This is a genomic window from Psychrobacter nivimaris (assembly GCF_904846365.1).
In the GTDB taxonomy this organism is placed as follows: Bacteria; Pseudomonadota; Gammaproteobacteria; order Pseudomonadales; family Moraxellaceae; genus Psychrobacter; species Psychrobacter nivimaris_B.
Genome location: NZ_CAJHAL010000002.1, coordinates 111440 through 136879, shown reverse-complemented (window position 1 = coordinate 136879; position 25440 = coordinate 111440). Strand labels below are relative to the sequence as shown.

The 25440-nt window shown below is 41.4% G+C and carries 20 protein-coding genes and 1 pseudogene; 19 read left to right on the top strand and 2 right to left on the bottom strand.

Features of this window, described 5'->3' with window-relative positions:
- Positions 1-37: 37 nt before the first annotated feature.
- The 19 genes and pseudogenes from gspG (at position 38) to JMX63_RS01495 (ending at position 21424) form a co-directional block, all read left to right on the top strand.
- Positions 38-475: a type II secretion system major pseudopilin GspG gene (gene gspG, locus JMX63_RS01580; protein ID WP_102094728.1), complete on the top strand. Its 438-nt coding sequence runs from the start codon at positions 38-40 to the stop codon at positions 473-475.
- 338 nt (positions 476-813) lie between these two features.
- Entirely contained in the window at positions 814-1269 is a 456-nt protein-coding gene (locus tag JMX63_RS01575; RefSeq protein WP_227673204.1) for a protein-disulfide reductase DsbD domain-containing protein, read from the top strand.
- A 47-nt stretch (positions 1270-1316) separates the two neighbouring features.
- The gene (gene dsbD / locus JMX63_RS01570) at positions 1317-3446 is read left to right on the top strand and encodes a protein-disulfide reductase DsbD (RefSeq protein ID WP_201570424.1); all 2130 of its coding nucleotides are present in this window, start codon (positions 1317-1319) and stop codon (positions 3444-3446) included.
- A 384-nt stretch (positions 3447-3830) separates the two neighbouring features.
- Positions 3831-5279, top strand: coding sequence for a phospholipase A (locus JMX63_RS01565; RefSeq protein ID WP_201570415.1), 1449 nt, complete (start codon positions 3831-3833; stop codon positions 5277-5279).
- A 75-nt stretch (positions 5280-5354) separates the two neighbouring features.
- A complete protein-coding gene (locus JMX63_RS14475; RefSeq protein ID WP_227673203.1) occupies positions 5355-6191 on the top strand; it encodes a ComF family protein in 837 nt (278 codons plus the stop codon).
- Positions 6192-6516: 325 nt separating this feature from the next.
- On the top strand, positions 6517-7005 hold the full coding sequence (locus tag JMX63_RS01555; RefSeq protein WP_227673202.1) for a GspH/FimT family pseudopilin: 489 nt from the start codon (positions 6517-6519) through the stop codon (positions 7003-7005).
- Positions 7002-7721, top strand: a complete 720-nt coding sequence (locus JMX63_RS01550) for a PilV family protein (protein ID WP_102094700.1) — start codon at positions 7002-7004, stop codon at positions 7719-7721. The genes JMX63_RS01555 and JMX63_RS01550 overlap by 4 nt, the downstream gene beginning before the upstream one ends.
- Positions 7721-8674: a PilW family protein gene (locus JMX63_RS01545; protein WP_227673201.1), complete on the top strand. Its 954-nt coding sequence runs from the start codon at positions 7721-7723 to the stop codon at positions 8672-8674. Before JMX63_RS01550 ends, JMX63_RS01545 begins: the two co-directional genes overlap by 1 nt.
- A gap of 12 nt (positions 8675-8686) precedes the next feature.
- Positions 8687-9514 carry a pilus assembly protein PilX gene (locus JMX63_RS01540; protein WP_201570411.1) on the top strand — a complete coding sequence of 276 codons (828 nt, stop codon included), beginning with the start codon at positions 8687-8689 and terminating at the stop codon, positions 9512-9514.
- A 78-nt stretch (positions 9515-9592) separates the two neighbouring features.
- Positions 9593-13384, top strand: a complete 3792-nt coding sequence (locus tag JMX63_RS01535) for a pilus assembly protein (RefSeq protein ID WP_201570409.1) — start codon at positions 9593-9595, stop codon at positions 13382-13384.
- 79 nt (positions 13385-13463) lie between these two features.
- Positions 13464-14048, top strand: coding sequence for a type IV pilin protein (locus tag JMX63_RS01530; RefSeq protein ID WP_201570407.1), 585 nt, complete (start codon positions 13464-13466; stop codon positions 14046-14048).
- Entirely contained in the window at positions 14048-14491 is a 444-nt protein-coding gene (locus JMX63_RS01525) for a type IV pilin protein (protein WP_101205512.1), read from the top strand. The genes JMX63_RS01530 and JMX63_RS01525 overlap by 1 nt, the downstream gene beginning before the upstream one ends.
- 341 nt (positions 14492-14832) lie before the next feature.
- Entirely contained in the window at positions 14833-15390 is a 558-nt protein-coding gene (locus JMX63_RS01520) for a pilin (protein ID WP_201570405.1), read from the top strand.
- Between the two features lie 115 nt (positions 15391-15505).
- Positions 15506-16714 carry a methyltransferase family protein gene (locus tag JMX63_RS01515; RefSeq protein WP_201570402.1) on the top strand — a complete coding sequence of 403 codons (1209 nt, stop codon included), beginning with the start codon at positions 15506-15508 and terminating at the stop codon, positions 16712-16714.
- Positions 16684-17838: a serine hydrolase domain-containing protein gene (locus JMX63_RS01510; protein ID WP_201570400.1), complete on the top strand. Its 1155-nt coding sequence runs from the start codon at positions 16684-16686 to the stop codon at positions 17836-17838. Before JMX63_RS01515 ends, JMX63_RS01510 begins: the two co-directional genes overlap by 31 nt.
- Positions 17831-19024 (top strand): serine hydrolase domain-containing protein, encoded by a 1194-nt coding sequence (locus JMX63_RS01505; RefSeq protein ID WP_201570398.1) that lies wholly within the window; start codon positions 17831-17833, stop codon positions 19022-19024. Before JMX63_RS01510 ends, JMX63_RS01505 begins: the two co-directional genes overlap by 8 nt.
- Before the next feature lie 70 nt (positions 19025-19094).
- Positions 19095-19206 (top strand): annotated as a pseudogene (locus tag JMX63_RS14660) (prepilin-type N-terminal cleavage/methylation domain-containing protein); the annotation flags it as partial.
- Between the two features lie 14 nt (positions 19207-19220).
- On the top strand, positions 19221-19580 hold the full coding sequence (locus JMX63_RS01500) for a pilin (RefSeq protein WP_227673209.1): 360 nt from the start codon (positions 19221-19223) through the stop codon (positions 19578-19580).
- Positions 19581-19930: 350 nt separating this feature from the next.
- Positions 19931-21424, top strand: a complete 1494-nt coding sequence (locus JMX63_RS01495; RefSeq protein WP_201570394.1) for a fused MFS/spermidine synthase — start codon at positions 19931-19933, stop codon at positions 21422-21424.
- Between the two features lie 119 nt (positions 21425-21543).
- On the opposite strand, the gene fdxA is transcribed toward JMX63_RS01495, so the two are convergent.
- Both fdxA and mutS read right to left on the bottom strand, forming a co-directional pair.
- Positions 21544-21867 (bottom strand): ferredoxin FdxA, encoded by a 324-nt coding sequence (fdxA, locus tag JMX63_RS01490; protein ID WP_160021089.1) that lies wholly within the window; start codon positions 21865-21867, stop codon positions 21544-21546.
- A 206-nt stretch (positions 21868-22073) separates the two neighbouring features.
- Positions 22074-25184 carry a DNA mismatch repair protein MutS gene (gene mutS, locus JMX63_RS01485; protein ID WP_201570384.1) on the bottom strand — a complete coding sequence of 1037 codons (3111 nt, stop codon included), beginning with the start codon at positions 25182-25184 and terminating at the stop codon, positions 22074-22076.
- Positions 25185-25440 lie beyond the last annotated feature (256 nt).

The following is a 25440-nucleotide window of genomic DNA, read 5'->3' as shown; positions in this document are numbered from 1 at the left end:
GAATGTTGTAAATGACCAAAAGACTGTTTCTTCAGCTATGCAGCGCAGTGCGACAAAAAAGTCTGGTCAAGCAGGATTCACTCTTATCGAGATTATGGTCGTTATTGTGATCCTAGCCATTCTTGCTGGATTAGTGGTACCAAAAGTAGTTGGTCAAAGTGATAAGGCCCGTGTGAAAACAACTGAAACGGCGCTTGCCACTGTCTCAAATGCGTTAGATATGTATAAGGTTGATAACTCCCGCTATCCGACGACCGCTCAAGGGTTAGAGGCGCTTACGACACCGCCAGCTGATGCAAAAAACTATCCTGAAGGTGGGTATATTAAAGGTGGCTATCCGACCGATGGCTGGGAAAATGAGATGCAGTATGTTGCACCAGGTAGTGAAGGGCGACCTTACGATTTATTTTCATTAGGTGCTGATGGTCAACAAGGTGGTGAAGGTCAAGATGCGGATCTTTATGCTCAGTTATAAAGCTTAGTAACAGACGTATAGTGAACAAATTCTGATACTGATATAGCTTTGTAGAATGAAACATTCGTTCATCCATGCACTTTCAACAATTTATAAATATCAACCAATATTCTCTTATTGGTTGATATTTTTTATCAGTAGATAAATCGCCTGCTGTTCATTACAAGTTTGATAGCCAGTGCTATAAATATATCTAGGCGCTCAGCAAAATAGTCATCGCAAACTGCAATTAAAGGTAATCATCTATGTCGATTCAACAGTCTAATAAATATTTTTCTAAAAACCTTTATAAATTGGTTCTAACTGTTGCAAGCACTTCATTAGTAACGGTTCTGTCAATGACATCGATCAGTGTACAAGCAGCAGGGTTAAATGACTTATTTAAAAATAGCTCCTCGGCAAAATCAAAGTTCTTACCAGTGGATGAAGCCTTTCAGGTGGTCAGTAATACCAAAGCGACTTCCAAAGGCACCCGGTTGTCGATCAGTTTTGAAATTACGCCAGGGCATTATGTTTATAAGGATAAGCTTACGTTGAGCTTCCCTAAAGGAATAAGTGCCACGCCGTTCACTTTTAATCAATCACCAGTATCAATCAATGATCCGACCTTTGGTCAGGTTCCTGTATTTACGCAAAGAAGTGTCATTGCAACCACGACGCTGACGACGAGTAATGGTAAGGGCGCCAAAAATGCACCTATTATTATTGGTTGGCAAGGGTGTGCAACGGCTGGGCTATGCTATCCACCAGAAAAAGTTAAAACCAAGATAGATATTGCTGCGACACACAGATAAATAGCGAGCAGATTGATTAAAATATCGGTAATAATAGGTAGCCATTCATGTCCATCAAGACATCACCAAAGTCTTCATCATTTAGCGTATCTACCCATTCGAAAAAATCCCATATCTTAGCGCTTGCCATCGCTAGTGGCTCATTGTTGATAGGCTTGTCAACGACATCGACGGTACAAGCGGCAGGGTTAGGCGACCTTTTCGGTAGTAGTGAAAGCTCATCGAAGTCAAAGTTTTTGCCAGTAGATCAAGCGTTTCAGGTAAGTACAGATAGTACCCCTGTCAAAGCCGGTACGCGGTTATCTGTTAATTTTGATATCACTCCTGAACATTACGTCTATAAAAAGCAAATTAAGCTTACGCTACCCGCTGGCGTGACGGCGGCACCTTTTACCTTTAGCCAGACACCATATTCGATAGATGATCCGACTTTTGGCAAAGTACTGGTATTTGACCAAGCAAATATGGTCGCTACCACCACACTGACGAACAATAGTGGCAAGAATATAGATAGTGCCGCTATCGTCGTTGGCTGGCAGGGCTGTGCAAAAGCAGGGCTGTGCTATCCACCTGAAAAGATTAATACGACTGTCGATATTGCAGCTGCATCGACGCAGGTATCAGCAGATAGTGCGAGTAGTGCGAGCTCGACCGATTCAGAGAATAGTGCTACGACGACACCAGAGGAAGCAAGCTCAACAGCTCTTGATAATACTTTGCCTGATGAGGCGCAAGCACTGACAGACGATGGGGCTATTGATTATGATCTCATTGATAACAGCGCTGTAGAGTATGATTCTTTAGATAGTAGTGTAGCGACGAATACGATTTCTGCAGCAAATAGCAGCGTAACAGGCGAGACGGCCAATAGCGAAAACGCATCAAACAATAGTTTTGTTGATAGCGATCCTTTTGGTTTGGCCTCTCACCCTTGGCTGGCATTAGTACTATTATTTTTAGCAGGCTTAGGCTTGGCCTTGACGCCATGTGTGTTACCGATGTTACCTATCGTGGCCAACATTGTAGCTCGCGAACAAAATCCAACGGTCAAACGCGGTATCATCTTGACCACCAGTTACGCGATTGGGGTAGCCACTGCTTATGGTATTTTGGGCGCTGTTATCGCAGTATTCGGTGAGTCTTTAGGTATTATTGGTTGGCTGCAGAATCCAATTATTCTCATTAGTTTTGCTATTGTTTTTATACTGCTGGCACTATATATGCTAGGCCTTTTCAGTATACGTTTGCCAAAAGCGATCAGTCGTAAGATGCAAGGCTTAAGCCAAGCAGGTGACAGTAAGCTTGGTAGTACAGGCGGCAGTTTAATCGCTGGGTTTTTATCAGCGCTAGTCGTGTCACCTTGTGTTTCTGCACCATTATTTGGGGCATTATTGGCGGTTTCTACCATTGGTAGTCCGTTGCTCGGCTTTGCCGCTTTATTTATGCTAGGTTTTGGTTTGTCCGCGCCGCTTATTCTAATCGGTGCTACCCAAGGCAAGATTATGCCAAAGGCAGGCGAGTGGATGAATTGGGTTAAGCAAGGCTTTGCTTTATTGCTATTTGCCGTGGCACTGCTATTGATTGAGCGCGTGTTTATATCGCCAATCATGCTGATGGTATGGGCGTTATGGTTTATGGTCGTGGCAACATGGGCATGGAGTTGGCTAGGTAAAGGTCGTATGCTGACCCAAGCATTAAGCCTTATCACTGGTATTTGGGCAGCGTGTTTAATAGTCGGCGCTGCACTGGGTAATGACGATAGCTTACATCCATTAGCGTCATTGGGTGCAGCACCGATGATGGTACAGTCAACGTCTGGTCAACCAGTGAATAGTGATAGCACCACTGATAAGACGATCACGACGCTTGCAGAGCTAGATGCCATTGTCGCAGCCAATCCGAATGTCATTGTCGATCTGACAGCAGAGTGGTGTATTGAGTGCCGCATTATGGACAAGAACCTGTTTCATAATCGTCCAGCGCAGATGCAAGATTGGCAACTAGTGAAGCTCGATATCACTGAGACGACAGCAGACTCAAAAGCCGTGTTGTCTCGTTACCAACTCTTTGGTCCACCAGCGCTACTGTATTATATTGATGGTCAGCTAGTAAATCAGCAAGTTGGTGAGATTGGTCGTTCAGAATTTGAGCAAACATTATCGGCATTGAACAACTAATATCTAACAATCAACACTTAAGAAACCAGTGTGATATTTCGAAAACTCTTAAGAATGTTAAGAAGGCCAGTATACTAAGAAAGTATGCTGGCTTTTTTGATGCCATTAAATTCATACTATGGAATGTTTATTAAGTATTTGTTATATAAGTAATTATATTGATATACGCTTATTTTAACTATCGATAAAGCTAGTATCGTGCTTATATTTTCATTACAATAAGGAAACAATGCAGCAGGGGTACTAATTGTCATTTTTTGCGCTCCTAATATCTGCGATTAGCTGACATACTCAGTCAATTCTATTTTAGCGACAACGCTAATGGCCATATTAACTACCTCATATACTCTGCTAGCGCTAATACTAGTTAGATAAAGGACACTTATGTTTGCCCATACCATTACTCAGCGTCACCAGCAGCCGTCTTACCAGAAAGCACATATGCCTCTTCGTATTGCAGTTGCGCTTGCGTTGGGTTTTACCGCGATACAAGTACAAGCTGCTGATGATTCTCAAACCTATAACGAACTGCCAGCACCTGAAGCTGCGTTTGAATATGAGGATCTTGACCTATCACAGAGTCTCGATAACAGTGCGATATCTTCTGACGTGGGTACACAAAGTAGCAAAATAATTAGCAAAGAATTTATTGCCCAGCAAGCCAAGCTGTTTTCTGAATGTACTCAAGTCCAGTCTAGTGCTGCTCGTCTCGCTTGTTTTGATAAGGTAGCTGAACAAGGTAAGACACCAAGCTATACCTCAACCAAACAACCAATTGATTTGGCAAAGACCTTTCAAAGTACGGTCTCAGGTAATCCAAAAGTGATATTGGCTGAGTCTCAAACGGCGATGAGTGGGACGACAGTTGAAGATGCAGACACCATCTTAATGACCAACCAGCAAACAGCAGCCAGCAAATTGAAGGCAAACGGTAACGTAGAAGTAGATGCTGAAACGAATAGTGAGGCACAGATTTTAGAAAATGTAGGTGTCACTCAAACAGACATCGAAAAATTCTCGCCACTCAGTCTATCTTATGATCTAGACAAAAATAGTGAGCGTGGTACTTGGACGGTCAGACCATATCGACCGACATATCTGTTGCCATTATTTTATACTTTCGATCCCAATTTAAATCCAAGCACACCATCACAAGAAACAGATCCTTTTGATTCTAATGACATACGCGAAACTGAGCTAAAATTCCAATTATCCCTAAAAACAAAAGTCGCAGAAGACTTGTTTGATACCAGTGCTGACCTATGGTTTGGCTATACTCAAGAATCACATTGGCAAGTTTATAACGAAGACAACTCGCGTCCATTCCGTGCTACCGATTATCAACCTGAAATATTCTTAACCCAACCTGTGACAGCAGATCTGCCTTTTGGTGGACGTCTGCGTATGTTGGGCGCAGGTGCTGTCCATCACTCGAATGGACAAGATGATCCATTATCACGTTCATGGAATCGTGCTTACCTCATGGCGGGCGCAGAGTGGGGCAGACTCTCAGTCATACCGCGCCTATGGGCTCGAGTAAATAACGAAAGTAGTAGCGATGACGATAATCCAGATATCGAAGACTACATGGGCTACGGTGATATCAAATTCTTGTATGATTTACCGGCTGATCAGAGCATTAGCGGTACCTTGCGCTACAATCCAGGTACCAATAAAGGTGCTGCGCAAATCGACTATATCTATCCTATATCAGAGAACGTTAATGGTATGGTTCAGCTATTCCAAGGCTATGGTGAGTCGATCATTGATTATAATCATGAAAATACCTCTATCGGCTTCGGTATCGTACTGAACGATTGGAAAGGGCTTTAATTCGGAAAGGACATTAATTTGAGAAAGGCTCTAATATAGGTGGAATTTATGATAAGTTATGACAAATAATAGTTTATGCGCCGCTTAGCGCCTTATCAAACTGGACTGTGGTTGGCAGAGTATATGGATATGCGCTGCCAACTATGCCGTATTTATCGTAGTACACCACAATCTCAACTACTGCAGTATCAAGCGCAATCTAGTATACATAATATAACGGACACGCCGCCTACACGGACAGCCTTAAAGAAACACTCTTTTCTTACTAATATCGTTCATCAAGCAAACAGCCATTTAAGCAGTGGTTTACTTTGTGATCACTGTCACAACGATATCACTTGGTTACCAAGACCTTTTGAAGTTGATATCGTTCCTAGTATATCTCTATCTATCCAAGCCTCTACTTACTACGAGTATCCAATACGTCAAGCTATCCGAGCATTTAAGCATCAAGAGGATATGACGAAATTGCCGTTACTATTACATGCCATACGTCAATTACCGCGTCCACACGGTTGTCATCGCAATAACAGCGTGATTGTCGCTATGCCAACGACAAGTCAACGATTGGTCAAACGTGGGTTCGATCCTGTCAGTATTCTATCTGCTCAATTGTCTAAACATTGGCAAATTCCTTTATGGCAAGGCGTTAAGCGTATTGACGATACAGTTAGCCAGCAGGGACTGTCTCGTGCCGAACGTCTTAGTAACTTAGATAACGCCTTTGCTCTAATCGAAAGCCCTCCTAAAAAACGCTTAATACTATTCGATGACGTATCTACCACAGGTGCAAGCTTACAAGCATTAGCGCGAGCGTTCATTCCACCTGCATCAATAAAATCAGCAACGGATAGCAGCAATAATAGTTATCAAATTTCTGCTTACGTATTATCACATGGCAACAAATTCTAAACCCAGTATATCTTTGTCAGTAATATCTAATTATTGCTAATATATTTCCTTAAAGCTATATTGTTATATTTATGTATACTAATTTGTTGTTCTGATCTAAATGTATAAACGATCTTTTGGTGAAATAATATATGAGACAAGAACACAGGAAAGTGCCTATAGTCATTTTTAGATGGTATTTATTAGATATCGTGGAATGAAAATTGCATGCTATTAAATAGATATATGTAGAAAATCATGGTAGTAAGGCAACAATATAAGATACTCATAATCAATATGCCATAAGTAAAAGACAGATAATCGCAGTTTTAAATAGGAACACGATGTGAATGCATCTTTGAACACTCCACTACCTAAGCTAAAGAACGTAAGCTCAGGTTTTACCTTAATTGAATTAATGGTAACGATTGCTGTTCTTGCCATTATTGCAGGTATTGCGGCGCCTAATATTAGTACTCAGCTTGCAGACCAGCGCGTGAAGTCGACAACAGCTACTTTAGTTAATGCACTGAAAGAAGCCAAAGCTGAAAGTATTATTCGTCGTCAAAACATTACTTTAAGCTATGATAATGATAGTAATCCTAAAGTCATTACCATTTCTGGATCAGAAGCAAATCCTATTGCTAACTATAGCTATAATGATGAAAGTGAAATTGTATCAGCACTAGAAACCATAACCTTTGAACCTAGTAAACGAGTCACTGCTACAGTCACTTACACTGTCTGTGATAGCAATACTTCAGTGCAACCAAGAGTAATTTCAGTGAGTAGAGTTGCTAATATTACTGACCAAGTAGGAGGTAGCTGTCAATGAATGGGTCAAGTTTTCAACGAGGTGTTGGTTTAGTAGAGGTATTAGTGGCTGTTTTACTACTATCTATTGCGATATTGGGCTTTAGTGCGCTACAAATGCGTGCAATTACAGCCACTGACGAGAGTTTAGTTAGAACCAAATCTTTAACAGTGATTCGCAATTTAGCTGAAGTGATGCGTGGCTATCCAGAGGCGTATATTAAAGATAGTAGCGCACCTCCTTTTGAAAGCATACTCTCGACAGAGTTTTCTGAGTTATCCTTAGCTGAACGAGCAAAAGTAACTCCAACTATACAGGCTGTAATAAATAGTTCGGCTACTGATACAGTGGTTATCTCATATGTTAAAACTAATAATGATGGTACTAAGACCACCGTCAGTAAAACAGTAAGTATTTTAGCTAGTGGTGAAAATTGCTTATCTACTACTACTAGCAATATAGGTGGCAAAATTGTACCAAAACAATCTTGTACTATTAATGAGCTTGCTGCTCGTGATGGGCTTATGATCAAAAAGATGGCAGCTGATGAAAATATTGCTGTCAGTATTGCTACCTGTCCTGGAAGTTCTGCGAATGCTATACAACAACAAATGTGTATTATTACCGCATGGAATGGTACTAAGCCAATATTAGACGATACAGAGGTAGATGCTTGTGGAAAGGTAAATGGTACCTATCATATCGGCAGTCAATGCCTTATCTCGGAGGCATACTAATGAATAATAACCAGGTAAGCCATTTCAATAATAGCTCTTCAGGTTTTACTCTGATTGAGCTGATTATTTCCTTAGTATTAGGCCTACTAGTTTCAGCGGCTGTAATACAAGTTTATATTATTAGTGCTCGTACGAGTGTAGTGCAGCAAAGCGCCTCTGAGGTACAAGATACTACAATATTTGCACTGCAAGCAGTTGATGACCATATTCGCTTAGCGAACTTAGGGAACCCAATAAGTAATATTACGAGTACAACTCCTCATAGTGGTATTGTGCTAACTACAAATAATTTAGGTAATAGCAATGCTACTGATGAAAAATACTTAACTGTAAGTGCTGATAGTGACGGTTGGACAGGCTTATCAAATATAGTTGGTATTGAAAGTGACCAATTAACTATTCAATATAAAAACATAACTTCAGCATCGTTATATGATTGTGAAGGAACAGAGATTGCATCAGGTAGCAGTGATTGGGTGGTTGAACGCTATTTTATACGTCAGGCTACAGGTGGTGGTGCTACTGATTTAGTATTGGCTTGCTCTGCTGGTCGAGTTGATGAAGAAGGGGTAATAGTCACAGCATTTACTGGTAATGGTGAAATTATTATACCTGCAATAGAGCAGTTTAAAGTATTGTTAGGAACCATTACTGATGTAAATCAGCTTAGCTATTTACCAGCTAGTACTTATTTAACGCTCACAGAAAAACCTGCAATCACCACTATCAAACTTGGAGTAATTGTTCGTAGTACTACTCCGTTAATAGAAGATCCTGAAAGTGAATTAGCAACTGAGGATAAAGGAAAGTTTGTGGTGCTAGGAACGGAACAGAAGCTAAATACTGTTAGTATGAATGAAAATTATTATCGTCGTAGTTATGAATCTACTATTACGTTGCGAAGTGCTCGTGTCATGTCTGTTACTGGTCTAAAATCTAATGTCACGTCATAAAAAAGAGGCGATATGTCAAATTATCAGCGATATCAGCGCTCCATAGTGCCACCATCTAGTCAACAAGGTGCAGTACTTATCGTAGTTCTATTGTTCTTGGTTTTGATTATATTGGGGGGGGTTATTGCGGTAAAGCAAAGTAGCACGGACCTGAAGCTCGCCACTAGTGACCAAATTAATGCACTACTACTACAGTCAGCAGATAATGCTAACCAAAATATAGAGCAAAGTATTAATGGCAGCAGTGATGCAGATGCTTACGATGCTATGATATCGCGTGGTGGCCCTTTTGGTCATTTTATCTTGTCTGATTATAGTGTCGAGAATGAATATGTCTTTTGCTTCCGTCCACGTGATCAGTTATTCAATGTCAATAAAACTTCAATCATAACGCCAGATGGTTCGTTAACAAGTACGGGCTATTGCGATTCTACTGAATCAAGTGATTATATTAGCAGTCGTAATACTAGTATGACGCAGGTGAACGTATCGCTAACACCACCAAATGCAGAGAACGAAGCATTCGGTAGTTACAGTATAGGGCAAGGAAGTAGTTTGATATCAAGTAAGGCATTTATGTTCGATATCAATAGTACAGCTGTATTACCCGCTTACGGAAACACTAAGCTAGGTAATATAGACTGCTTCAAGCAGACCAGTAGATTGCATACAGCGTCTGCTGCTGACTATACAGATACGATTGGCGGTTGTATGGCAGAAGCTGGTGTACCCAATAAGATCATTTATGAAATGGCCGATGTTGAGAACCAGTCGTTACGTACCAAATGTGTCGATTTTGGTGAAGGCGCAGGATTACTGTGTACCTTGCCATCTAGCTAACAAATACTATATTTTGTTATTTGCCATATTGAATAGCGTCATCGCTACTCTGCTATCATTTATATTAAGGAATAGGTCATGAAACAGTTAATGAGTCAAAGGTCTAAACGACAAACATGGCCTATTAAAGCGCTAACGGCAGCGGTGACAATCGCCATAACAAGTCTAGTGCCTGCCAATAGTGCTACAGTGACGAGTGACAGAAAACCTATCGGTGATCTTGAGATATATAAGGCGGCTAAGCCAGGTACGGCCTCTATTTTTATGATGCTGGATACTTCAGGGAGTATGGGTGGTAATAGTGGTTGCCGTAATTACTATAGTAATACTGGTGACATTCGTTTGGTAGTGTATCAGCGAAAGCTTGATGCCAGTAAGCCTGACGGACTATTTAGGAACGATGAAGGTAATACAGTAATAGATAAAAATGCGCCACTCCTTAAGAACGTAAATATTACCTTTCCTACTTGTAAAGATGGTAGTGGCAATACAATTGCTAGTACCCTCATGGCGCGTTTGCAAGTAGCACTTATAGAACTATTGTCGGATGAAGTTCTTGAAAGCGGTAGTGTAAAAGATACCGGCTCGCTTCCGGATGATTATGCCGTAGGTATGGGTAACTATAGTTATGATGGCGACGGTAGGTCAGGGGTGGTTTTGGTGCCTACGGCTGAACTAACTGCTGGACAACGAGTAAAGCTAATTGAGAAGATTATAGATTTAAGGGCAGAAGGTAATACCCCTACTGCCCACGCTTTCGCTGAGGCGGGTGCCTACATGATGGGTACAAATACTTATAGTTATACTTATAGAAACTATAGTGGGTTTGATGACTCTGTCAGCACCTCTAAGAAAGATAATAGTTATATATCTCCTTTAAGTGATAAAGAGTGTAGCGGTAATGGTATTTATCTATTAACGGACGGTCAGCCAAATGGTAGTAGCACTAGTAGAGCTACAAGTTTAATGAATACTTCTTTATCTGGCTCAAGTCCAGCATTGTCAATCAACAGTTGCACTAATTTGCAAGGGGATTCCAGCGGTAGGTCATGGGGCTGTATGGCAAGCTATGCTGCCCTATTGCGAAATAATGCTAGCAACTCAAAAGGATTGCCGATTAAAACGGCGACAGTTGGCTTTGGTAGTGCTTTTGCTGGGTTGACAGGGACACGCTCCATCACAGTAAATGGTGAAGTAAAGGCAGTCGTTGATTGCGATAGTGGTAATGTTAATGATGATACTCGTAATCTATGTAAATTAGGTGAGCAAAAAGGTGATGGTGAAGTCAAAACTTATGGCGATGGAGGCTTCTATTATACTGAGAACTCTGAGGAAATTGCTGCCAGCATAGTTGACTTCTCAGCTAGCCTTGTACAGATTATTAATACAGCACCTTCAGGTACAATTACTATTCCAGAGGACCCTTACCGAGCGGCAAATCAACTTCCTTATGCCTATTTACCTATGCTAGATCCTGATATTGTTTCCACAGCAAGTATATGGAAAGGTAATCTTAAAAAATATAATTTGGATCAAGGGACATTGTTTGGAAGAGGCAGCAATAAACTTTATAAAGATATCGCTGGCAATCTAGATGAAAATACACAAGATGAATGGCAAACTGCTAATTTTGTAGTAGAGGGCAAAGCGGCCAATAATAATATTGCGGCTGGCGGTGTATATGCTCAATTACAAGCACCAAGTGCAGGTTTGGGTAGTGTGCGTACTCTCTATGTCGAGGATTACACGACGGCTACCGATAAAACACCAATATTGCGTAAAGTTGGTGTTGATAGTAGCGGCAAACCATTTGGGTTCGATAATCTCAAAGATACTGTTGCTTATAGTCAGTTAAATCAACGTCGTTTGCTGAGTTTTTTAGGTTTTGGTGGTGTGCTGACTAATGATGGACAACCAACGACCCCGCTTACGACTGAGACTAATAACTTAAGCTTAACCAAGCCGACCAATGAAGTAAAATTGTTAGGTGGTGTTGTGCATTCCAAGCCTGAAGCTGTTTCTTATGGTTCAAAATTAGATGATAAAGGCAGTATTGTCGATCCTCGAGAGGATTATGTGCTCTTTGGTTCTATGGATGGAGCTTTGCATTTAGTCGATGCAAAAGCAGGTAAAGAAGAGTTTGCTATCATTCCTAGAGAAATGTTAATAAATCAACCAGAAGCTCTAGTAGAGAACTCTAAAAAGGAAATATCTAAAATTGGTCAACCTTATTTTGGTGTGGATGCTCCCTGGTTAGTCAAAACTGATTACGCTTATGATTTACCAGGAGGAAAGGTAACAGTTGATCAAGCATCAGGTAAGGGTATGTTTGCTTATGGTGGTCTGCGTATGGGAGGTGATTCATTCTACGGAATGAATATAACCAAAAGATCTGACCCTAAAATATTATTTACGATTACACCACAAGGTATTAGCTCGACTATTCCAGGTGTGTCCTCAACAGAGGGTTTTACTCGTTTAGGACAGATTTGGAGCAAACCAGTTGCTGCAAAAATACGCCTAACCAAAGGCTCTGATCCTAAGAAGAATGCTGCGCCAACAGACGTGCTTATATTCGGTGGTGGTTACGACATGCAGTATGAAACTGATGGCTATGTAGCCACTACTAGCGCCCCTGCCAAAGGCAATGCTATCTATATGATTAATGCCAAAACAGGTAAGCTGATATGGTCAACTAGTAGCGAAGGCGCTTCAGGTGTCAATGTCAAAACAGATACGATGATTAATAGTATCACTGGTGGAATTACTGTGCTTGATAGAGATAATGATGGTCTGATGGATCACCTCTATGCTGCCGACTTGGGTGGACAAGTATTCCGTGCAGACTTTGAGAATGCACGCATTGCTCAGTTCGGCTTTGCAGCTGTAAATAGCTTCACTAATAAAGGCGTGACACGCATATTAGATGCAGCTCCTACAGATAAGAAACTCGCATACCGTTTCTATGAAAGCCCAGTCGTAAGTTTCTATCGTAGAGAGAAAGGGCCAGATACTGGTAAGCTCTTTGCTATGGTCAACGTTATCTCAGGTAATCGCAGCGCGCCTCTATCGACATTGCGTAATAACAATGGTTATGCCAACCGTGTTTATGGCATCATCGACAATGATGTGACTAATAAAGACCTGTATAACAGTGGATTTACTAAGACTATTGCAAACTTGACAGAAGCTAAGCTGGTAAATTTAGGCTCTGCGATACCTACTATAGGATCTGCGACCACTGATATAGCTCGTGAAAGCAAAAAAAATGATGCTATAAAATCGATGATAGGTGTAGCTAAAAGTGGTACTACTCCAGCGGCTCCAGCAACCAAGAATGGATGGTATTACCCATTAACTCGTTTTGACGGTTACAGTAACGTTAGATATAACAAAGGTGTGGGCGAAAGTACAGTCATTAATAATTTGCTTTATACCACTGTATATAACCCTGACAAAGTATACGGAAATACAGCAAGCTGTTCAGCGAAAATAATGGGCGGCTCTGAACGTCAATTATACTGTTTACCTTATGGCGTATGTATGGATGAAACCTCAATAACTGGTACAGGCGGCTTTACACCTGCAGGTCAAGGTATTCAGGAGTTGGCTATTGGTGCCTATAACGCAGATAATACAGATATAAAAGTACTGATTGGTACGACAACAATCGCCGACCGAATAGATGCGGCTAAACGTGCAAAATATGGTACAGACGGATTTAAAGATAATAGTAATATCAAAGATCTTTATCCTGGTGAAAACAACAGCGCCACACAAAATAATGGTGATGGATCCGCTGTTGAGTTTTTATTCAATGAACGCTATACCTTGCAGCCAAAAGCTTGGTATGAACGAAAAAAACAGTAACTGTGATGTTCTAACTGTTTAATATCAGTATTTAATAATGAAAAATAACTTTGCCTACATTGATAATGAGACAGTAAACATGACTAAGTTGCATATAAAGAAAGCAGAAAATGCGACAGTGCGTAACGATATGCATGGTTTTACGCTCATAGAAATGTTAGTTGTACTCATTATTCTATCTATATTGGCCGCAATCGCCATACCAAGCTATCGTCAGTACGCTGTACGCAATGCTGAAAATGAGGTACAAGCGAAAATGCTACAGTTAGAGGTAGAACTAGAGCGCTGGCGAGCTAAGTCATTAACTTATCAAGGGTTCCAACCACGAATCATAAATAGCTCTAATAATACAGTGACTTATGGTTATGCAGATAGCCCTGCAACAAACAAGACTATCTATGTGCCAGATGGTAGTGATGCCAGTAATTATCGATACAAGATTACGCTCGTCGATGGCGATACTCCCGCTAATTCATTAGTAAATACAGCAGTAAATGCTACAGGGCGCACATGGAAAATGATTGCCGAACCCGAAGATTCAGGTATAACTACTTACGCCAGTAGAATGATGATGAATAGTGCAGGTCTACGTTGTAAAAACACTAGCAAGAGTACTTTCGATGAGACCAATGCTGACTGCGATACAGGTCAAGAGGAATGGTAATGAATAAATATCGTAAAAAATCACTATTAGCTCCTACCAGTCAGTCAGGCTTTACCCTCATCGAGATGATGATAGTAGTAGCTATCATTGCTATTCTCGCAGCCATCGCCTTTCCTAACTATCAGCAATATGTCATCAAGACGAAACGCACGGACGCTATGAGCGAAATGCAGAATATAGCATCGCAGCTCGAAAGTCGCAAGCTAGCACAAGGTACTTATAGTAATGCATTGATTACAGGATTAGGCGGTAACTTTCCTAGGCAGGGACCGACACTCTATGTTATTACCTTTAGCCCCAACCCACTGACATCTGAGTGGGTCATTACAGCAACACCTCAAGCCAATACTCAGGTCATTAACGATGGTACATTGACGTTGAGTTATCAGAATGTGAAGTGTCGAGATAGTATTTGCGGTACAGGCGATGAGTGGAATCAGTAACATTTTTTGTGACTACTAAAACCGTCACTATTATGAAGTAGTGACAAAAAACGTCAGTAAAAGTTACTGTATACTTACCAATATAGTGCCAACTGACAATTTTTAGTAGGTTAGTAGCAACATTGATAACATAGTTTAGGATGATTTAGACAATAACTGTCCTATTGATGCCAATTTTAAGAATAATAGCCATGTTTTAGTTATTAAAATATTAATATCATAACTTTGGCATGCTACCTGCAATAATTATAGTAAGAAAGAAATTTATTATATCCCTAAAGATAAAATGCGACTGTATTAACAACAGCCACTTATCTTTATATACCCCTAAAGGAGTTCTTATGAACACTAATACTCAAAAAGGTTTTACCTTAATCGAACTCATGATCGTGGTTGCGATCATCGGTATCTTGGCTGCGATCGCTATTCCACAGTATCAGAACTATATCTCACGTTCACAAGCTGCACGTGTATTGGGTGAAACGACTTCTGTGAAGAATGCGCTTGAAGATTGCATCAACAATGGCAGAACTGCTACTATTCTACATAGTGGTACGCCAACTGCTGGGGCAGAGGCAACGACTTGTGTACTAGGTACTAACCCATCTAATCTTTTGGGTGCTGACACTGGTACTCCACAAGTTGTAGCTACCGCTGATACCAACGTAGGCTATCCTACAGTTAGTGGTGTTGCTGATGGTGCAGCTATCATTACCGCGACCTTTGGTCGTAATGCTTCATCTGCTTTATCAGGTGAAACTTTGGTATATACCCGTGCTGCTACTGGTACATGGGCATGTCACGCGACTATCCCTGCTGAGTATCGTCCAACGGGCTGTACCGCTGGTACTGCTGCAGCTGCGATCACTGCTCTAACTGCTAGCTCTACTGGTGGTTAATATCACCGTTATAGAGGTGGTTAGTGATTAATAATAATTAGTGATTAATAATAAAAAGAGACATAATACTATTATGTCTCTTTTTTTGATATGTCCTATTGTATAAGTGCTCTTTATGATGGTTTCTGTGCACCGGCATCCCAGACAGGCTTCTATTATCTTAATCATGAGCTTCTTTATTGGGTATCTGATATCCAAGATATTGCTTATTGATTACTTGTCATTGGATGTTTTGATCAGAGTATGGTTATTGGCCTGCCTGCTACCGCTGTTCATTGTCGCTTATATTCAAAACCCACATAGAAAAAAACACCCACTCAATCCTATCAACAGCGAGCGAGTTAAAAGCAAATCTATCGTTTTTTTATCGCAGCTGGTTGGTATCTATCTTTATGCCTTTATAGTGACTGAAAGTGGTGTATCCATTTATGCGACCTTTGTCAATGATCTGTTTTTGTTTTTCCCTTTGGTCATGGTAGTTTCTGTAGGCTATATTTATTTCGTGGATAGGAGATTACTAGATCCTGAAGATGAGTATGCAAAGATAGGCGCGATGTTGAATAAAAACGTGCCTGTGGATAGGGCGTTACTCAAAACATTTATCTTGAAAACAGTGGTAAAGTTCGTGTTCATTCCCTTTATGTATAGTGGCTTTTTAGGGAACCTGGCAGCTATTTTTGATACTGCATGGCAATTCAATGCTACTGCGATTACTCTTTTGATATTTAATATCGTTATCAGTTTAGATATGCTCATTGCTATATTTGGCTATCTGTTTAGCTCAGGAATTATCAATAATCGAATCGTAGATACCGATAGCAACATACTCGGTTGGATATTTGCATTGTTATGTTATCCGCCGTTAGTTTGGATAATGCGTCAAGTTAATGACCAACAGGACAATCTGATATGGCAGGATATCATCCCTCAGGACAGCGTTTTTTATTGGCTGTTTTTATTGGCGATAAATGTATCTTGGATTGTTTATTGGTTGGCGACGTTTGAGTTTGGCATGACCTTTTCGAATCTAAGCTGGCGCAGACTGATTGATACGGGGGTGTATCGCTATACTAAGCACCCAGCTTATATCGCCAAAAATATATATTGGTGGTTATATACTTTACCCTTTATGGGCGTTGCCTTCGCTAGTGTCCAGTGGTGGCAAAATATATTGGGTCTCACCTTTGTGAGCCTCATATACTATGGGCGCGCAAAAAGTGAAGAGCGTCATCTACGGAAGTTTGTAGAATATAGACAATATTGCGATCAGATAGATCAGACAGGAATATTCCGTTGGCTAAAAAAAACGCAACCTACCTATTAGTAGCATTAGTCTTGCTGTTTGTATCTTTGATAAACCTACCCTTTATCATGCATGTAAAACAAACGATAAAAGAAGCCGTTATTTTAGATAGTTTATCTTGTCATGGCGACCAAAAAGAGTGGTTAGCAGAGATAGCTGGCTATAGTATAAAGAACTTAAACAACGCAAACCTACAGTTGTCGTACATTAGCTCGGCAGGCGAGCTATCAACGTGTACGGCGGGATGGCAAGGAGTGCCTTATCTCAGCAATAAAATCCGCCGTGATACGATATTTAGTTATGCCAGTCTAACGAAAGTTTTTACTTCTGAGCTGATATTGAACTTAGTGAGGAGAGATCAGTTAACGCTGGATGATAAACTCGTGAGTCTTTTACCCGAACTACACGACAAAGTACCAAAAGATAATAGAGTCAGCAATATGACGATATCCGATTTATTATCACATCGAGCAGGCTTTGATAGAGCTGTCTCTGGTGATCCTATGTTTAGGAGTCGTCCTTGGTGCCCTTATCAGATTGATACACTTGCAGATACCCTATTGGATTATGCGCCGAGTAGTAAATATGTATATTCAAATGTAGGGTACTGCTTGTTGGGGCAAGTCATTGAGAATTATTATGTAGATGATTATATTAAGGTAAGCCAAGATTATTTCAGTTTTGACTCCAGTCACACTTACTTCTTACAACCAAAGATTCAATATGACTCCGTTACCGATAGTGGCAACGATGATGAAGGTTTAAGTGAGATTGATTCTTTTGCTTTAGCGCCTGTAGGGGGGCTGGTAGGCAATAGTATCGACTTATCTAAGTATATATGGGCGATGGACAAGCAGACCTATCCTAATATTACCAGTCGTCCAAATAACATAACATGTGATACAAAAAAGGTTAGAGGTTGTCATGGTTTCTCTAGTTATGAATACAGAATCGATGATGAGTTAACATTTTATTGGAGAGATGGCAGGCTACCTAATAGTAGTGCCTTAGCGATCATGAACAGTGATGGTGGTGTTTTGACTTTTTTATCCAACTCTGAGGATGCGACCTCTTGGTTAGTGACTCATAACCAACTGGTCAAAGCTATTTATAATATTTATCTAAAAGAAAAAAATAATGTTTAAAAAAATTCAAAAAAAAGACATCTTACAAGTCATCGCGCTGATCGTAGTCACTGTAGTGGTCGGCTATTTCTATGCCAATAATCAAGCGCGTAATCGGGTTTGGCAGGGCCTATATCCAGTACGAGCGCAGCTAGCCTTACAGCACGTTAGTTGTAGTGAGAGTAGTCCAAGCTGGATGATAGACATACTGATAGAAAAAACCAAATATCAGAATGCCCCTGCTAATCAGATTGCCTATATTGATCCACAAGGTCAGCTGTATCACTGTGAGAGTGGTTATGTAGACGGCTTGCCGCTGCTATCTGATCCTATCAGTGCAGATACCCGCTTTCGCTATGCGAGTGTGACTAAGCTGTGGACGGCTGATGCTATTTTGGATTTGATTAAGGAAGAAAGGCTCACGCTAGAGATGCCGCTAGCAGAGCTTTTACCACAGATAGACCAGCCCAAAGATGCTAGAGTCAACGACATTACTATTAAGCAATTATTAGAACATCAAAGTGGCTTTAATCGTTTAGATATCCAAGGCAATGATATGTTTGGCATTGGGGAGCCTATTTGTCCCAATAGCATTGAGAAGATGAATAGTATTAAATTGAGCTTTACGCCGGGGACGCAGACTAGTTACTCAAACTTAGGTTATTGCTTACTGGGCGCAGTAGTTGAGCAAGTATCAGGGCAGTCTTATCAGGAGTATCTACAGACTCATTATGATATACAGAATACTGATATACAGTTTATCTCGAGCCAGCGCTTAGACGATGAGATCAGCTATAACTATACCGAGACAGGACTGACAGGAATATCTGATATCTATACTGCTTTCAATTATGAGGACCTATACTCTGTGGCTGGGCTGTCAGGTAATGCGGTAGCACTAGCGCAACAATCTAAGGCAATGAGCGCTAAGCGGCAACCCAATATCTTATCGGTAGATGCAGATATGGACTGCGATATCAGCAAGCTAGGAGCATGTTACGGCTACGCGATGATGCCTTATCAGGACGATATTCAGTCTGCGACGGTACATTTTCGTGATGGTACTTTATTAGGATTGTCGTCATTAGTAGCGATAGATGAAGCAGGCGGCGTGGTCGCCTTACTGAGTAATGGTACGCCAACGGATATCGAACATAGCAAGGATACTATCAAGACGATGATTTATGAACATCTTTCTAAGAACTAGCAATGACAAAAATCGGTCATGGCATAGTTAATGCTTAATACAAGCATTACTTGCTATAGGTGCTTGAATTATGAGAGTCCATCGTATCCAGTCAGGCTTCACTTTAATTGAGTTAATGATTGTCGTTGCCATCATTGCGATACTGGCCGCCATTGCTATTCCACAGTATCAGCTGTATACGGGTAGGACTCAGACAATGAGAGTTATCAGTGAGTTGAGCCAATTGCGTACGACAGTAGAAGAGTGTCTGGCGTCCGGCAGGACAGTCATTGGTCTGGGTCTGAATGAATGTGATCCACGCGCAACAGGATCTACTCTCATATTAGGAGGTTCGCAAGTGGGAGTGCCATTACCAAGCAATACTGGCGTCGCGCAGATTACCAATCCTTTGACAGCGACGAGTAATATTATAGCGACAGTCTCAACACAAGTCGGTCCAAAATTGGCAGGTAAAAAAATTCAATGGTTACGTAATGCACAAGGTTCGTGGCGCTGTAGTAGCAATATTACAGCAGACTATTTGCCGACTTATTGTACCTTTGATGCTAGCTTATAAATAGAATAGAAAACCACTTAATTGGCGATGCCATAAAGTGGTTTTCTTTAAGTGGATTTAGGAATGGCTATGAAATATATTATCGGTGCGGCGCTGATTAGCTCTCTTGTCTTTTTTCTAGGTGCTTTATTCGTGAATGGAATCGGCGTCATACCCTCTCAGAGTATATTAAGATACGGTTGGATTGCTTGGATCATAATAATGATTTTATGCTACCCTTTTGCTAAAAAAATTATGGCTTAGATTGAAATGTGCTATGTATAGTGCATAACCTCGTTCTGTATAATGACAGAGGGTTAAGAATAAGCTAGTATCATCTATCATCCGATACGCTTATTATGAGTCTCTATATGCAAAGAAAAGTACTAGCTATCTGTTTAATCGTCGCCCTGCTCGAGGGCTTCGCTGGTCTTGGTATCGAGATTTATGCCATTCGGATATCAGCCACTTATATCGGCTCGTCCATCTCAATCACTGGCGTCATTTTAGCGATGGTGCTGATAGCGATAGCTGTGGGCTACTGGTATGGAGGACGCCTATCTCAGGATATCAAAACCCCTGAACAAGCACTACTAAAGGCCGGGCGCGTCCTGTCATTGTCTGCCGTCTCGCATGCTCTCGCCTGTATTATCCAACTGCCGCTACTGTCTTTTATGAGTTCAAGTACGGACAATCCGATTATAGCAGCCATGGGCGTGGGGCTACTGTTCGGCGTAGGGCTGGCGTTTGGCTCAACGTCGATTCCTCTCATCACGCAGTTTTTATCATTGAAGTATAAAAACCACGACGGCGTAGATGCTGGTAAAAACGCCGGTATGATGGTCGCCATCACCACTATAGGTAGTGTGCTTGGCTCGACTGTGACGCCGATACTCTTGTTACCTTATATTGGTCTGATGAGTAGTTTGGCGTTACTTATAGCGTCGCTTGCGATCAGCGCTTGGCTATGCACCAAGCTTGCTATACGAGTACATAGCGACGATGACGTAACCCAGTCAACTCATGCTACTAATTATGTACTGGCGCTGTCTGCAGTTATAGTGACTATGTTTTTTATCTTTACCAGCAAAGTCGATACTGGCTTGCAGACCGCGACAGGCGCTTGGTTCATAGAATACATTGACTTTGAAGGGCAGTCTGCTGTCACGATCTCTGATAATCCTACTCAATCAACGAGTAGCTGCTGGGTATATGCCAGCCAAAAAAACTGTACATCTTATGGTAAGACTGCCATACAGGGTATTGAAAAAACCCAGCCTAAAACTCTAGTATTCCTTGGCGGCGCAGGTATGGGAACACCTAGCGAAGTAGCGTATCATAACCCTGAGATGGCGCTGACGGTGATCGATATTGACACAGGCTTACCTGATATTATCGAGAACCATTTTCTTAGAGCGCCGATAGCCCCTAATATAGAATTCGTCGGAGATGATGCTAGAGGTTATTTGAATCGCCATAGCGAAGCCTATTATGACTTTATGCTTATTGATGCTTTTCAAGGTAGGTATGTGGCGAGTAATCTATATACCATTGAGGCGCTTACCAAGTTTAAGGCTACTAGCCCATATATTATGGCGAATATTATTGGCAAGCCAAATATAGATCATGGATATACTCAAACGCTATTAAGGAATTGGTACGAAGTATTTGGTGAGGCCGCTTACATATTGGCCACTAATGAGAACTATAGTTTAAATTTACAAAATATCATGCTATGCAATTTTGCTTGTCCCGGTAGTCAGAGCCTTGTGCAAGCGAGCTTCTTTAATAAAGCGCAACCTTTGCATACCGATGATTTACCAAGATTAGATAGATACTTTTACCGTTCTATTGAGAAATTATAAATGTTATAGTTTTCAAGACTAAAACATTCAATTTAACTCATACAAAAACCACCTAACAGCATATGTTATTAGGTGATTTTTTATTGCTTCAATACATTGAGCTTTTTTTAAGGAACTAGTTACTTCTCTAAATACTGAATCTTGCCTTCGACACCATCCCACTTTTCAGCTTCCGGCAATTGCCCTTTCATTTCAGTGATATTCGGCCATTTTTGTGCCAAGTCAGCATTTAGCTCCGTAAACATCTCTTGCCCTTTGGGCACTTCATCTTCTGAGAAGATAGCATTGGCGGGACATTCAGGCTCGCATAGCGCGCAGTCGATGCACTCATCAGGATCAATGACGAGGAAGTTCGGGCCTTCATAAAAGCAGTCCACAGGACAGACTTCCACACAGTCGGTGTATTTGCAAAGAATGCAGTTATCTGTAACGACAAAGGTCATAGTGATGTCTACCTGTTATTGGATTGGCTGATATAGTCAATCTCTTTCAAGAGAATTATTGTTTCAGCCTTGCCTGAAGTATTATTTATACCTCTGCGCTCAGCTGCAGTGTAATTCTTTCAAATTAAATAAACTATAAGGGCTATATAGAATAGTTGGAAAATAAAGCGTATTTTAGCGCCTTTACTACACTTTGACAATTCCCTTTAATGACTAATGATTTTCTTAAGATGATAAAGTAAATCATGCGCTTGCTTAGGTGTCAGGCTATCAGGATCAATCGTACTTAGCTCGTCCTGTAGGCTAAATAGCTGATTTTGTTTTGGATTACTAATTGCGTCTGATGTTTGAGCGGTATAACTTACTTCTTGATTGAGAGTAGCATTATTATAACTCTCTTGCCGTTTATCCTTTACTGACTTAGTTAATTCATTTTTATCATCAACAGTTATTACTTTATCTACGGTTAAATGGTCTGACTGTAAGTTGTCTGCTAAATAGCGCTTAGCATCCTTTAGCACTTGGGTGGGAATACCAGCCATTTTTGCGACATGCAGCCCAAAGCTAGAACTCGCTGCGCCATCTTTAATTTGATGCAATAGCAATAACTGACCATCGATTTCACTGGCGGCTACGTGAACGTTACGGATATTAGCATGGTGGTTACCAGTACCCTTTGTCAATTGTGTCAGCTCAAAATAGTGAGTGGCAAATAATGTCAGGCAGCCAATCTCGACTAGGCGATTGACACAGGCATGAGCAATGGCAAGACCGTCAGTGGTGGCAGTACCGCGGCCGACTTCGTCCATTAATACCAGTGATTTGTTCGTTGCTTGATTTAAGATATTGGCCGTCTCAATCATCTCTACCATAAAGGTCGATTTGCCACCTGCCAAGTCATCAGCTGAACCAATACGAGTAAAAATGCGGTCGATATCACCAATATGAGCACTAGCTGCTGGCACAAAGCTGCCGCAATGAGCGAGTAGGACTATCAAAGCCGTTTGGCGCATATAGGTAGATTTTCCACCCATATTAGGACCGGTAATCAGAAGCAGTCTTTCAGGGGTATCATCAATACCTAATGCACAGTCATTGGCGACAAAGTGGTTTGTACTTAGTGAGTTACCGTTCCTGCTGTTGGCGTTTGTCTGATTTAATGCCGCTTCAACCACGACGTGACGACCTTGACGAATATCAATATTGGTTTGGTTTTTGGTCACTAATTTGCTTTGGTCTTTTGCATGTAGACCCATGATTGGGCGCTGCCAATTATAGGTCATGGCAAGCTGGGCCCAATTGCTTAGCACATCTAATTGGGCGATAGCAGCACTAAGCTGCTGTAGGTCAGCCAAGTGTTGGTTTAATTGAGTGAGCAGCTCTTGATATAGCTGCTTTTCACGAGCCAACGCCAAGGACTGGGCGCTTAGATATTCTGTCTCGACCTCCTTTAGCTCATCAGTGATAAAGCGTTCACTGCTTTTAAGCGTTTGCCGACGGATAAAGTGGGCAGGGGCATTTTTCGCCTGCATTTTGGACAATTCAAAATAGAAGCCGCTGACTTTATTAAAGCCGACTTTTAGACTCGGTAATTGATTGTCTTGACGGGCACGCTCAACCATCTCGTCTAGCGTCGATTGAATATTGTCATGCAAATGGGTAAGGCGATCAAACTCTTCATCATAGCCCGCCGCTAGCATTCCTCCATCGCGGATATGCGCGGGCGGCTCAATGACAATAGCGCGCTCAATTAATTCGGCGATGGATTGAACAGCAGGTAACTTAGCTGGTAATTGCTGCATCAGCATCGGTAACAGGCCAGTGTCTTCATGGTTGATACCTGACTCTGTCAATAGGGTAGTAAGCTGAGCGCTACTAGCGATACCATCGGCGAGCTTGCGTAAGTCACGAGGCTTGGCACTCATTAGCCCGATTCGACTACTGATTCGTTCAATATCGCCAATAGTATTCAGCGTTTCTCGTAAACGTGTAACCAGTGAGCTATCTTTCAAATCCTGGTTTGACTCAATTGAGTCACTCTCTGGGCTTAGCAAACAAGTTATCGCATCTAGACGCATATTGATACGTGAATGCTGACGCAGTGGACGCTTCATTTGCTGCACGAGTAGGCGCTTTCCCATCGGGGTCTGACAATGATTCAGCACAGATATCAAAGAAGTGCCATTGCTACTAACAGGGGTAAATAGCTCGAGATTTTTCTGGCTATTGGCATCGATAATTAGGTAGTCATCACTATACTCGACAATGAGTTGGTTCACTTGTGGTACATGGCGTTGCTGAGTCTGACGCGCATAGTGGATAAGCGCAGCGCAGCTGGTTTGTGTAAGTGGAGCCTCAGCAATACCTAATCCATCAAGACGCTGGACTTCGAACTGCTGACAAAGCGTGTCACTGGCATGCTCACGATGAAAGTCATTGGCAGCCACTTCTATAATAGGGCAGTCTAGATTTTGTCGTAACCACAGTAGCCACTCTGAATCATTGCTTCCAATGCTGCCGCCAACGCCACCAATACTATCGCTGAGTGCTTCACTAATGATGCACTCACTGGGTGCAAAACGTGCTAACACAGTAAGCATTTGAGTTTGCAGACCATCTATATCGTTTTTATCTGCTATTAGTGTCTGGGTAGTCAGTGTACCTGCAGCCAAATCCATCTGGCTAACGGCTGCTTGTAAAGTCTGGCTATTGTCTTGCGTTTTCATAGTCGCAATATCGATGGCGACCACAGTTGGCGTATGATTAGGTGCAATCAATGCGTCATCAGTAATAGTACCTGCGGTAAGCGTCTTAACTACTTCGCGGCGCATGATGCTACCAGCAGCAGATTTGCTTTTGTCTTTTTTCTGTTTATCGCCCATCGCAGGGACGTTGGCCTTGTCACTAGCATTGCTAGCTGTTGATTCGTCAATTTGCTCGCATACGACTACTGTCTGACCGGCAGCGATCAAGCGTGCCATATAGCTATCGGCTGCATGAAACGGCACACCCGCCATGGCTATCGTGTTGCCTGCCTTATCCGTACCACGGCGCGTCAGTGTGATATCTAGTATTTGCGCCGCACGCTTAGCATCGTCAAAGAACAGCTCATAGAAGTCACCCATCCGGTACAAGAGCAATGCTTGTGGATAGTTGGCTTTCATGGTTAGATATTGCACCATCATCGGCGTATGGTCTGCTAGGTTATAGACGTCATCGCCTATACTTAAGCAGGCAGAGTTCTCTTGTTTTAATAAGGGTTTTTCTGATGAAGTAGGAGTTGACGACTGATTTTGTCCAGATGGTTTTACGGTCATGCAGAGTCTCTTATAGTGCTTTAATGAGTGTTAATAAGTATTTTATGATAGGGGTGCTAAGGGTTATTTGTCTTATATATGAGCTTGATATATAGCTTTGGCTTTATCAATAAGCCAGTTACTTATAGATAAATGGCTTAACGACAAATTTTGAGCCAAGATGCAGTAGTAGCAAGCGTATAAAAATCAAAATGTGAAAAATAATAAAGTCGCTGAAAAAGCTAAGAAATTTAACAAGGTATTCGCTATTTTAACA